This is a genomic window from Myxococcus sp. AM009, assembly GCF_013372605.1.
Lineage (GTDB): Bacteria > Myxococcota > Myxococcia > Myxococcales > Myxococcaceae > Myxococcus > Myxococcus vastator.
In genome coordinates, this window is the sequence record NZ_JABXEP010000054.1 from 37202 (window position 1) to 49308 (window position 12107).

Here is a 12107-nt window from a genome sequence, read left to right on the forward strand (position 1 = left end):
CAATCCCGGTGCCCCCGACATTCAAGCCATCTCCAAGAAAGGTGTGTGTATGTCCCCCCGAATCGACCAGCGCGCGCTCTCGAAGCTCGGCGCGAAGCTCCAGAAGGACGCGGGGCCGGCCCAGGCCCGGACGCCCACGGCGACGGCCTCCGCTGTCAGATACCAGACGCAGCGCAACGCGGATGTCTTCCAAGGTGCTGCTCCGCTTGGACTCGCGCGGGGTGTGCTCGGGGACACCGTGGCGGCCCTCAACACGAGCCCGGTGGAGGCCCCGGCGCTGACGCCCGAGCAGCAGGCATCGGCGGAGGAGGTGCAGGTTGAAGCCACCAACCATCAGGACCCGTCCTACCTCACGGACTGGCTGAAGGCCCACCCCGACCCGGCGCAGCAGGCGGCCTTCATGGATCGCTTCTTTGAGGTGTACGGCACCGAGGCGGGCCAGTTGCTCGACCTGGCCAGCGAAGAGGACCTGCCGGTGCTCTCCGACGCCCTCGACGCGGCCTACCGCTCGGGTGCCGTCACGCTCGATGAACTGACGGCGGCCGTCGGCTCGCACCTCGCGGGTTCCGTGAACGGCGAGACGCACGAGACGCTGGCGAAGATCGTCGCCGGGACGGGCAACCCGGAGCTCATCACCGCCTACGCCCAGCGCGAGTTGGAAGTCATGATGGACAGCAACGCTCCGGACCCGGTGCGCTCGGTGGCCATCGCCACGGCGCTGGCGGGCCTGCCGCCGGACCAACTCCAGGCGTTCCTGAAGGACAACCCAGACGCCCTGGGCCACGTCTTCAAGAACCTCAACGACCCCGACGTCGCCGGCTCTGAGGCGCTTGGAAGGCTGTTGGACGCGGCCAGCGCCATCCAGCCCGCCACGCCGGAGTCCATCAAGCTGTTCATGGACAGCATCGGGCACCTGGAAGACAACCCGGAGTCCCGCGCGGCGGCGGCGCGCTTCTTCATGCGGCACGCGGACGCGATCCTCGCCGCGGCGAGCGACGCCTCGGGCTCCATTGGCAGTGAGGGCGCGGGCAGGCTGTCCGAGTTCTTCACCCGGACGCTCTTCACCGAGCCCTCCTTCGAGGGCCAGGAAGAACTCCACGCGTTCATCACCTCGAAGCTGGGTGACATGCAGACGCAGTTGGAGGCGGAGGCGCGCACCAATCCGCCATCCCAGGATGCGCAGCGCCTGGCGCGGTCCATGGGCAGCCTGGTGGGCGCCATCGAGGGTGGCTTCCTCCTCTCCGTCGAGGAGCTGAACAAGCGCAACGAGGCCGTCGAGGGAATGACGGGGCTGCTCTTCAAGCTCAAGGACCTGCTCCCCTCCTCGAGCATCCCGGGACTGGGCACGCTGCAGGACCTCACCATCGACCAGATCCAGGACTGGGTGACGGAGGCGCTCAAGGAGAATCCGGATGATCCGCAGGATGCCATTCCGTTCCACCAGCTCTTCGGAGAGAGCATCTTCAACCCCGTCCTCCGGGGCCTGTACGACTCCGCTCGGCTGACATCCCTGGAGAACCGCGAGCTTGGCCTGAACCCGTGAGCCCGCGCGCGGCCCAGGCCGGCGTGGATGCGCCGGCCTGGGTCCCCGAGGCGCGCCGCGCAAGCACGCGGCCTGAAGGCAGCGGTCCGCGTGGTGGCCGGCCCCTGGCGCGTCCGCTCCCCTCAGCGCGTGAGCGTCAGGGGGGGAACGTCCTTCACCTGCGCCTGGTGCGTCACCCGCGTGCCCAGGATGTAGTGCGGCTCGGGGGGGTCGTAGATGAATTGGGCGGCGTAGGCGGTGAAGAACCTGTCAGCCCCGTAGGCGACGTCCGGCAGGTACTGCTCAGGCAGCTCATCGTAGGAGATGGCGAAGCCCGAGCCGTCCCACACGTCACCCTCCTCGTCCCACCGCGCCCCCCACACGCTGTGCGGACCGTCGCGCGTGTCGTCCCAGACGACCAGGGACTTGTCATTGTGGTGGGCGATGCGCGGTGCGGTCTGCGCGCCCGCGGCGGTGGAGATGGGGATGCCGGAGGGGTCCTTCACGATGCCCTTCCGATTCACGCGCGCCCCGTAGATATCCGGGTTCCCATTCCGGTCATCGGACCAGACCACCTGATAGCTCTTGCCCGTCCACTCCACGTCGGGCGTCGTCTGGGCGCCCGCCGCCGAGGAGATGGGGAAGCCGTCGCCGTCCAGGATGGTGCCGTCCTCCTTCACCCTGTTGCCGTAGATGTCCGCGTTCTCCGGGCCCTCGCCGTGGTCGTCGGACCAGACGACCAGGAACTCCTTCTTGCTGTTGTTCCAGGTCGACGACGCCTCCTCCGCGAAGTTGAAAGGGAAGCCGCTGAGCGTCCGGTCCGCCGTTGGGAGGACGACGCCGTCTTTCGTCACCCGCGTGAAGAAGATGACTGTCTCGTCGTCACCGGAGATGGTGTACGTCACCAGGCAGATTTTCGGAGAGCAGGCGACTCGCGCCGGACCGAAGGACTCATCCGTCTGGATGGCGCGGAACACGGGGCCCACCACGGTGCCATCCGGCTTCACGCGCACGCCGTCGACACCGTCCCGGGACTCCCAGACGACGAAGAAGTACTTCCCGTTGAAGGCGATGGCCGGCCGCACGCCATCATCCTCGCTGATGTTGATGCGGATACCCTCGGTGTCGAGCACGGTGCCATCGGGCTTCACCCGGGTGCCGTAGATGCCGCCGGTCCGCACGTCGGTCCAGACGGCGAAGTACTTTCCGCCACCGTACGCGACCGCCGGGCCGAAGCGCGCCACCGCGGCTGGCGCGGGGTAGCCACGAGGTGCATCGAGCTCAGCCTCGGTGCTCGCGGACACCTCCGCCGTCATGTCCTCCACTCCGACCTGCGCTTCCTGTTCCGGCGCCACCCCGCAGCCAGCCACCACGGCCCCGAACAGCAGCCCAGCGATGCCGGCCTTCACTTCCCGCCTCATGTGCAGCCTCCCCTTCGCGAACAGCGGCGCAAAGCTGGGGACCTGCACGCACGTCACCAGCCCCCCGTGGGGCGCAGTCCGGATAAGGCGGTGGACAGGAGCATCGAGCCGCCGCCCCTGGGCGCGCGACGCCGGACTCCGGGGCTCAGGGCCTTCGAACAACCGACGGCGGCCCGGCACGGAGACGCGGGGCCGGTGGCGTGTGTCTCAATCGTCCGTGCACTCGGCGCCCGCATCGCGGATGTCCGCGTCGTAGTGCAGGCGGAGCGGTCCGGAAGCCTCGACGTGACGGACGAAGACGGAACCGAAGACCTCCGCGCCCCCGCTCAGGCTGAGTGCGGCACGGGGCGCATAGAGATTGCCCGCCAGGGTGCTGCCCGCGGACAGCGCCAGCACGTTCGAGCCCGCGACGTACACGCGCACGCGTGAAGGCGTGGCGGTGGACCCCAGCGTGAGCGGTCCCGCCACCGCGACGGAGCCTCCAAGGAACAGGTCCAGCGCTCCGGGCGCCTGGACGTCCACCGACAGGCCTCCACCCAGGTCGACGACGCCCTCCACGAAGAGCGCCGTGCGCGCGCGAATCGTGAGCGTGGCGCGGCCCGTCCCGGTCATGCGCGTCAGGTGGAAGCGGCCACACGGCAACTCCAGCGCACGTTCACCTTCGATGTCCTCCAGCGCCGTGGCGTCGAGGCCGATGGCCGCGTTGTCATTGTCGAGCACGTGCCGTGCGATGAGCCCGGAGACATCCACCTGGGACGCCGCGTCACACGCACAGGGGATGACTGGGTCCACGGGCTCGCGGCGGACCTCGGCCGCGTCCACCGGCCCCAGCACATGGCCCGCTGGAACCGTGAGCACGCCGCCGACGCTGAAGGCGGGCAACGCGACGTCACCGAGTACGCGGGCGTCCCCCACTACGGTGGCCGAGGCTGGGTTGCCGGTAAGCGGCCCCCCGCAGTGCAACGCCTCGCCCACGCGGAACGTCTGCCCGAGCCGGGCTCCTCCCGCACCGCCAATCCTCAGCGAGCCGCCCACCGATACCGCGTCATTGGCCGACAGCGCGCCATTCACCCCGACGTCGCCCCCCGCGCCTCCTGGCTGATACGTCCCTACGGTGCCGCGAAAGGCATCCGTTTCGAAGGACGCGCCCAGGGCGAGCCCCTCACAGGTGCACAGCGCGTGACGGAAGGTTCGTTCCGCCAGACGTCCACTGCACACCTGCGAATCGGTATCGGCATCCCCCACGACGACAGGAGGTCCGCGCCCCGCGCAGTAGGCCTCCCAGTCGTCGGGCGGCCCACCAGCATCCGCGGAGGAGCCCACCGGGCCTGCGTCCGGCGACTGGACCGTGGCCACCAGGTCTCCCCGCGTGCAGCTTCCCATCGAGGCCGCCAACAGCACAGCCAACGTCCATCGCCGGTTCATGGCGCGGTGAGCTCCCGAACGCGCGCACGGGCCGAGGGCACGAGCGGCGAATCCGGATGGCTGGAGAGAAAGGACTCCAGCGCGCCGCGCTCCGCGTCCCGGTCGCCGAGCACACGGTGCGCTTCGGCGATGCCGTGCTGCGCTTCCTGGTCGAGCACACCGCGCGGCTGGACGTGAAGCGCCGCCTTGAACTGATGCAGGGCGCCTCGCGCGTCCCCCAGGTGCTCCAGTCGAAGCGAGCCCGAGGCGACGCGCGCGACATAGGACGCGAGCGACGCGGGCTCGGCGCGGATGACGCGCAAGTAGAGCGCCTCGGCCTCCGCCCACCGCCCCTCCGAGCGGAGCCCATTGGCCTTGAGCAAGAGGTCCTCCGGAGCAGCCGGCTTCACGGTGGCCGCTGGCGCTCGCGGACGCACCGGCTGGGATGCGACCGTGGCGGCAGCGATGGGCGCGGCAGGCACCACCGGCGCTTCGGGCGGAGCCACTTCGGACACGGCGTCCTGCCGCGAGGGTGCCGCGTCCACCACCGCGCCGCCGCTCCGTCGTGACTCCGTGTTCAACCCCGGGGGCCCTGCCAGCGCAGGCGCTTCAAGCTGCGACGTCGACGCCCGGCCCGAGCGTGTGAAGCTCCAGACCGCCGCGGCCGCGGCGCCCGCGACGAGGAGCGCGCCTGTCATCAACCACACGGGAGGCCGCTTGCCGCGTGGCCGGGGCGCGGGCCGTGACACCAACGCACCTGCCTCCAGCGCGGCCAGCACCATCTGCGCGGACCGCTCCCGGGAGATGCGCCGGGCCGGCCCCGCGCCTTCGTCCAACGGCAGGACCCGCGCGTTCAGGGCGTCATCTGCCTCGTCCCTGAAGTCACTCATCCCCGCTCCTCCCCTCCGTCACCCTCCGCGGACGCCAGCGAGCGCAGCGCCGCCCGCCCCAAGCGGAGCCGGCTGCGCACCGTCTCGAAGGGAATACCCAGCTCCGTCGAAATCTCCGGCACGCTCAACTCCAGCACGTGATGCAACACCAGTGCATGCCGCTGCTCATCTGAAAGCCGGTCCAGGAGTGTCACCATGTGCCGGCGATGAACATACTCGTCCGGCAGCGCCTCCTCGGAGGGAACCGCGACCAGCTCCACCGGAGCATCCGCGTGCTGGGCCTCCCGGCCTCGGGAGCGCTTCAGCCATGCGAACGTCGTCCGCGCAACGACCCGGTCCGCCCAGGACTGGAAGCGGCCCTCGGCGCGGTAGGACGGCAACCCTCGCACCAGGGCGATGAGCGCCTCCTGGGCGATGTCCTCCACGTCCCCATCCCCTCGCACCAGGTAGCGCACGAGGTTGCGAACCCGGGGGAGCACCTCCAACAACAACGCCCCGGTTGCCTCGCGCTCGCCCTGAATGGCCGCCTGGATGCGAGGGTCTACCGCCGCACGACGTGGGTCCGCTGCGTGTGAGCCCGAGCTCCTCATTGCCGCCATGGAGGACGGCACCGGGCCATTCGGGTCATCCGCGCTCACAGAAAAACCACCATCACCAGCCCCAGCCGAGGGCGGACGGACCAGCCCGCACCGCGAGATACGAAGTTCCCGTCGATGGCGTAGCGAAGCTCGGGCCGCCCCAGGAGGACCTCCGCGGCCAGGCTCGCCTCCAGGCCGACACGCGCCCCCATCCGCCACCGCGCGCGAAGCTCGGGGCCCATGAGCAGGGCCAGCATCGTGCCCGGGGGCGCCGCCTCCACCTCCTCCGTCAGCGCTTGCGTCCGGCGCGTGAAGACCACCGCCCCCAGGCCGAGCCCGGCCTCCACCTCCAGTCGCGCCGCCGCCGCCCAGGGAAGCCCCGCCCACACCGACGCCGCGTGCTGCCCCAACGTCACCTCCGTGCGGGCATCGCGAAGCCGGGCCGGCACACTGGCCAGGACTTGCGCGCGCAGCCGCCACCGGCCCGGCTGCACGCCAACGCCTACCACCAGCCCCTGGTGCCCCATGCGCGTGTATCCATCCAGCGCGGCATGGCCCCCCAACGTGAGCCACAGCGGGCGCGCTGGGTGCGCCTCGGCCGAAGCCAGCCCCAGGTCCTCCCGAGGTGGCGCCACGCCCTCCTCGCCGCTCGAGGCCTGGCGCGGCGCGACTTCCACCACGACACCGAGCGGCGCACCGGCCTCCACCGCGCGCAGCGCGGAGCGCGCGGCCAGCGCCAGCGCCTCCGCCCCCGTGGACCACTCCAGCGAGCCTGGCGACTGTCCCAACCGCGCGGCCCGGGTGAACAGACGCCGGCTGTCGAACTCGGCCACCTGGACGCGAACGTCGCTGCCCTCTCGCACGAACCAGAGGACGGCGCGGGCCTGGTGGCGTCCGGCCAGCCGCTCCGCCGCCAGCCATGGGCCCTCGCGAAATCCCCCGAGCGGCGCGCCGGAAGAGACCTCGAGCCGCACGGGCAGGTCGCTGCTCTGCCCCCGCACCCGCCCGAGCAAGGCGGTGTCCTCGTCGGACGCCACCCGGACGACGGCGGTCCACGGCTCGGCGGCCACGGAAGAGCTGGAGAGCGCCACCAGCAGGAGGGCCGCCGCGAAGGACATGCGGCAAACCCTAACGCCATACGCCGGGGAACAGAAGTCCCCCGGCGTATGGCTTCACGACACGCTCACAATGTCTGTCAGATGCTCAGCGCAGCTTCCGCGCCAGCGCATCGAGCAGCGAGCCGTCATCACCGCTCAACTCCCAGAACATCGCTCCGCCCAGGTTCTTGTCCAGGATGTAGTCCGCCTTGGCGTTCATGCTCTGCACGTCGTCATACCCAATCCAGATGCCCGTGGACGGACTGTAGACGTAGGCCTGCTTCGCCTCCGGATGGAAGAACTTCGTGTAACCGGAACCGGCGCGCTCGTAGTTGGCTTTGATGTCCTTGAAGTCGAACACGCCCGTCAGGCCCGACGAGCCGTCATCCCAGGTGCCGCGCGTGGGCACGCCGCTCTGGAACAGGCCGTTGTTCACGTTGGGCACGCCGCCCCAGCCCCGGCCGTAGAAGGGCACGCCGACGACAATCTTCGCGGGCGGCACGCCCAGCGCCAGCATCTTCGCCACCGAGCCATCCGTGTAGAAGCCCGTGGCCGCGCCCGGGTCACCCGTGACGCGATTGAGCGCCGAGTGGAAGTTCACCGTGCTCTCGAAGGCACCGTGGTAGTCGTAGGACATCACGTTGATCCAATCGAGCACGTCGGACAGCCTCTTCGTCTCCTGCTTGTTCTCCAGCAGGTCCGGCGAGGCGCCCGTGGCGATGGTGAGCAGGTACGGCTTGCCCGTCTGCGTGGTGACGGCGTTGAGCTGGGCGCGGAACTCCTGCATCAGCAGCGTGTAGTTCTGCTTGTCCGCGGGGCTGTTGCTGTTGCCCGGCAGACCACCTCCCACGGGGTACTCCCAGTCGATGTCGATGCCGTCGAACACGCCCTCGCCGTTGACGGGGTCCACGCCGGGGTACTGGCCGCGGATGTAGAGGTCCACGCAGGACTTCACGAAGGCCGCGCGCGAGGCCGGAGAGGACGCCACGGTGGAGAAGTGCGTGGACCAGGACCAGCCGCCCACGGAGATGAGCAGCTTCAGGTGCGGGTGCTGCCGCTTCAGCTCCTTGAACGCGCGGAAGTTGCCGCGCAGCTGGCCGGGGTTCCACTCCCCCTGCCAGCCGCCGCCCTTGTCGATGTCCGCGAACGGATCGCCGAGGACGCAGCGCCCGTCCCCGGAGATGTTGGAGAACGCGTAGTTGATGTGCGTGAGCTTGGACGGCTGCACGTTGGACACGTGGTAGTTGCGCGCGTAGATGCCCCACGCGGTGAAGTAGCCGACGATGCGCTTTCCTCCCGGCGGCGGCCCGCCCGGAATCTCCACGACGACGGTGAGCGTGGTGGTCCCCACGTTGCCCGCGGCGTCGTAGGCGCGCACCGCGTAGACATACGTGCCGTTCTGCTCCCAGCCGCTGAAGGCCCGGCTGAACTGTGAGCCGGTGGCGACGACGGCGCCGTTCTCCAGGAGCTCCACACGCGTCACGCCCACGTCGTCCGTCGCCGTGGCCGTCAGGCTCAACGGCCCCGCGGCGCTGATGCGCGTGGCGCTGGCGCTCAAGCCCACGGTGGGCGCGGTGACATCCCCGCCGGTGCCCGCGTCCGTCCCACCGCTGCCCGCATCTGGCTCACCACCGCCCGCGGGCCCCAGGTCCAACCACAGCGCGGCCACCGCCACCGGTGTCCAGTCCGCCTGGGACGTGTGCGCCTGCCGGCACTCATAGAGGCGCCCCTGATAGGTGACGCGCGTCCCCACGGAGTACGCGACCCCCACGGCCCACTCCGCGGCCAGCGCCGCATCCTGGAACGCCGTCATGTCCGGGACGTGGGACGACGGGACTTCGGAATCACAGCCAGCCATGGACAAGGCGGTGACGATCAGGCCAGAGGCCCACCAACTGCGACGCATGCATGTGCTCCTCGCCGCGCTGGACATACGCCGGGCCCAGGTCCGGAGCAGGCCTGCCCCAGGCTCCCCAACGTCGGTTCCGCGCGGCTCGTCTGCGGGTTCACGCAGTCAGAGGCAGGCGTCGATTATTTCGGGTTAATACCGATAAGCGCGCTTCAGCCCGGAGGCGGGGCCTTGCGAGAGAAGGGCATCAGCAGCCGCTCCACGGGGCGGCCTTCCATCAGGTGCTGCTCGACGATGTCCTTCACGTCCTCCACCTTCACGCCGCCGTACCAGGTGCCTTCCGGGTAGACGACGACGGCGACACCGAAGCTGCACGTGTCCAGGCACCCCGCCGCGTTGGCGCGCATGCGCCCCTTGAGGCCGCGCTTGTCGAGCTCCGCCTTGAAGGCGGCGCGGACCTCCTCCGCCCCCTTGGAGGCGCAACACCCCTTGGGATTTCCGTCCGGGCGACGGTTGGTACAGACGAAGACGTGGCGCTGGTAGGGAGGAGCCATGTCCGCCTCCTAACGCGCGTCCAGGCCAAAATCGACGGCCTCGTTCACCAATGGACCGCGCCCCGGGCGGTTCCACCGTCCGTAGCGGATCAGCACGGTTGCACCCGCCCGAGTCGTGCACAGACTCACAGCAAACGTCTCCCAGTGATCACGCTTGCTTGGCTTGAAGTGACGCTACATGGCTCGCCATCTGGACTCAGGCACTGCAAAGCATGTGTTGCCAGGGCAGGCGCGGCCCTCTAGATCGGGCTCCCTCGCTGAACGCAGTAGCAGCAGGGCAGGCAGGCAGACACCGGGCGCCCACTTCGCGACTACACACAATTTGTGGTGGGCATGACTTTGACGACTACCATTTGTTGTACCGATAGATTCTTTGACGGAGGTGCTACAGGGGTCTATCCATGGCCTCGTCCGGCAGTCTGGCGGGCACCCCCCAAGCACAGCCGAGGGGCCGGGCGCGCCCCTGCTTCGTCGTCGCGAATCCACTCCGAGGTCACCCGCGCTTCGCTCCGGGCTGATCCATCGGATCCATTGGGATCTCGCGACGTTAGCGTTTTGCAAAATTTTGCATCAGAACTCACAGTGAATTCGTGGAGGGTGGCGACATGGATAAAGAGCTGAGCTCGAAGTCCACGGTGAACGGGAAGGAGCGGCGCGGCGGGCGGAAGGCGCGCGTGGCGGCGACGGGATTGACGGTGGAGCGCTTCTTCACGACGCCGGGCGTGGACCCCGCGGATGAGCTGGCGTGGGAATACCGCAGCGCCAGCATCACCGGCGAGGATGGCAAGGCCGTCTTCGAGCAGAAGGACATCGAGGTGCCGAAGTCCTGGTCGATGCTGGCGACGAACGTCGTGGCGTCGAAGTACTTCCGCGGCACGCCGGGCGCGCCGGAGCGTGAGACGAGCGTGCGCAAGCTGGTGGCGCGGGTGGTGGACACCCTCACCCGCTGGGGTGTGGAAGGTGGCTACTTCACGCGGGACGCGGACCGCGAGGCCTTCCACGCGGAGCTGACCCACCTGCTGCTGCGCCAGAAGGCGTCCTTCAACTCGCCCGTGTGGTTCAACGTCGGCGTGGAGGCGCAGCCCCAGTGCTCCGCGTGTTTCATCAACAGCGTGGAGGACAACATGGACTCCATCCTCACGCTGGCGCGCACGGAGGGCATGCTCTTCAAGTACGGCAGCGGCACGGGCAGCAACCTGTCCACCATCCGCGGCAGCAAGGAGCTGTTGGCGGGCGGCGGCACCGCGTCCGGCCCGGTGTCCTTCATGCGCGGCTTCGACGCCTTCGCCGGCGTCATCAAGAGCGGCGGCAAGACGCGCCGCGCGGCGAAGATGGTCATCCTCAACGCCGAGCACCCGGACATCCTCGAGTTCATCCGCTGCAAGTCGGCCGAGGAGAAGAAGGCCTGGGCGCTCATCGAGGCCGGCTACGACGCGTCCTTCAACGGCGAGGCGTACTCGTCGGTGTTCTTCCAGAACTCGAACAACTCGGTGCGCGTCACCGACGCGTTCATGAAGGCGGTGGTGGATGACGCCACCTGGACGACGCGGTCGGTGCGCGACGGCCAGCCGGTGGACACCTACCAGGCGCGCGAGCTGTTCCGGGAGCTCTCCGAGGCCGCGCACCTGTGCGGTGACCCGGGCATGCAGTTCGACACCACGGTGAACAGCTGGCACACGTGTTCGACGACGGCGCGCATCAACGCGTCCAATCCGTGCTCGGAGTACATGTTCCTGGACGACTCGGCCTGCAACCTGGCGTCCCTGAACCTGATGCACTTCCGCACCATCGACGGCGACTTCGACGTGACGGCGTTCCGCCACGCGGTCGACATCCTGCTGATGGCGCAGGAGATCATCGTCGGCAACTCGCGCTACCCCACCGAGCGCATCGAGAAGAACAGCCACGACTACCGGCCGCTGGGCCTGGGCTACGCCAACCTGGGCGCGCTGCTGATGGCGTCGGGCCTGCCGTATGACTCGCCCGCGGGCCGCAACTATGCGGGCGCCATCACCTCGCTGATGTGCGGCGAGGCCTACGCGATGAGCGCCCGCCTGGCGGAGAAGCAGGGCCCCTTCGCTGGCTACGCGAAGAACGCGGAGCCGATGCTGGGCGTCATCCGCAAGCACCGCAAGGCCGCGTACCACATCGCGCCGGAGGGTGTGAGCCAGGGCCTGTTCGCCGCGCAGAAGGACGCGTGGGACCGCGCGCTCGCGCAGGGGGAGGCGCACGGCTTCCGCAACAGCCAGGTGACGGTGCTGGCCCCCACGGGGACCATTGGCTTCATGATGGACTGCGACACCACCGGCATCGAGCCGGACATCGCGCTCATCAAGTACAAGAAGCTGGTGGGCGGCGGCATGCTGAAGATCGTCAACCAGACGGTGCCGCTGGCGCTGGAGAAGCTGGGCTACCCGCAGACGCAGGCCCAGGACATCATCAGCTACCTGGACAAGCAGGACACCATCGAGGGCGCGCCGCACCTGAAGCCCGAGCATCTGCCGGTGTTCGACTGTGCCTTCAAGCCGGCCCAGGGCGAGCGCAGCATCCACTGGATGGGCCACATCCAGATGATGGAGGCCTGCCAGCCGTTCCTCTCCGGCGCCATCTCCAAGACGGTGAACATGCCGTCGGACGCGACGGTGGAGGACATCGAGAAGGCCTACCTGGAGGCGTGGAAGCGCGGCCTCAAGGCCATCGCCGTGTACCGCGACGGGTGCAAGCGGACGCAGCCGTTGAACACGTCAAAGGACACGCGCGCCGCCAAGGCCACCGTGGCCCCCGAGCCCGCC

At 69.2% G+C, this 12107-nt stretch carries 9 protein-coding genes; 2 read left to right on the forward strand and 7 right to left on the reverse strand.

Features of this window, described 5'->3' with window-relative positions:
* Positions 1–49: 49 nt before the first annotated feature.
* Positions 50–1543 (forward strand): hypothetical protein, encoded by a 1494-nt coding sequence (locus tag HV824_RS15710; RefSeq protein ID WP_176423634.1) that lies wholly within the window; start codon positions 50–52, stop codon positions 1541–1543.
* A gap of 122 nt (positions 1544–1665) precedes the next feature.
* Here HV824_RS15710 and HV824_RS15715 read toward each other — a convergent pair whose 3' ends face one another.
* The 7 genes from HV824_RS15715 to HV824_RS15745 form a co-directional block, all read right to left on the reverse strand.
* A complete protein-coding gene (locus HV824_RS15715; protein WP_255208071.1) occupies positions 1666–2943 on the reverse strand; it encodes a hypothetical protein in 1278 nt (425 codons plus the stop codon).
* Between the two features lie 207 nt (positions 2944–3150).
* Positions 3151–4368 (reverse strand): hypothetical protein, encoded by a 1218-nt coding sequence (locus HV824_RS15720; protein ID WP_176423635.1) that lies wholly within the window; start codon positions 4366–4368, stop codon positions 3151–3153.
* The gene (locus tag HV824_RS15725) at positions 4365–5237 is read right to left on the reverse strand and encodes a tol-pal system YbgF family protein (RefSeq protein ID WP_176423636.1); all 873 of its coding nucleotides are present in this window, start codon (positions 5235–5237) and stop codon (positions 4365–4367) included. Before HV824_RS15725 ends, HV824_RS15720 begins: the two co-directional genes overlap by 4 nt.
* Complete coding sequence (locus HV824_RS15730) at positions 5234–5827, reverse strand: RNA polymerase sigma factor (RefSeq protein WP_255208072.1); 594 nt, start codon at positions 5825–5827, stop codon at positions 5234–5236. Before HV824_RS15730 ends, HV824_RS15725 begins: the two co-directional genes overlap by 4 nt.
* Before the next feature lie 44 nt (positions 5828–5871).
* Positions 5872–6933, reverse strand: coding sequence for a hypothetical protein (locus tag HV824_RS15735; RefSeq protein WP_176423637.1), 1062 nt, complete (start codon positions 6931–6933; stop codon positions 5872–5874).
* 85 nt (positions 6934–7018) lie between these two features.
* Complete coding sequence (locus HV824_RS15740; RefSeq protein ID WP_176418989.1) at positions 7019–8818, reverse strand: glycosyl hydrolase family 18 protein; 1800 nt, start codon at positions 8816–8818, stop codon at positions 7019–7021.
* A gap of 155 nt (positions 8819–8973) precedes the next feature.
* Complete coding sequence (locus HV824_RS15745; RefSeq protein WP_176418988.1) at positions 8974–9315, reverse strand: ferredoxin; 342 nt, start codon at positions 9313–9315, stop codon at positions 8974–8976.
* A gap of 605 nt (positions 9316–9920) precedes the next feature.
* On the opposite strand from HV824_RS15745, the gene HV824_RS15750 reads away from it, so the two are divergent.
* The coding region (locus tag HV824_RS15750) for a vitamin B12-dependent ribonucleotide reductase (protein ID WP_176423638.1) at positions 9921–12107 on the forward strand (2187 nt) is incomplete at its 3' end.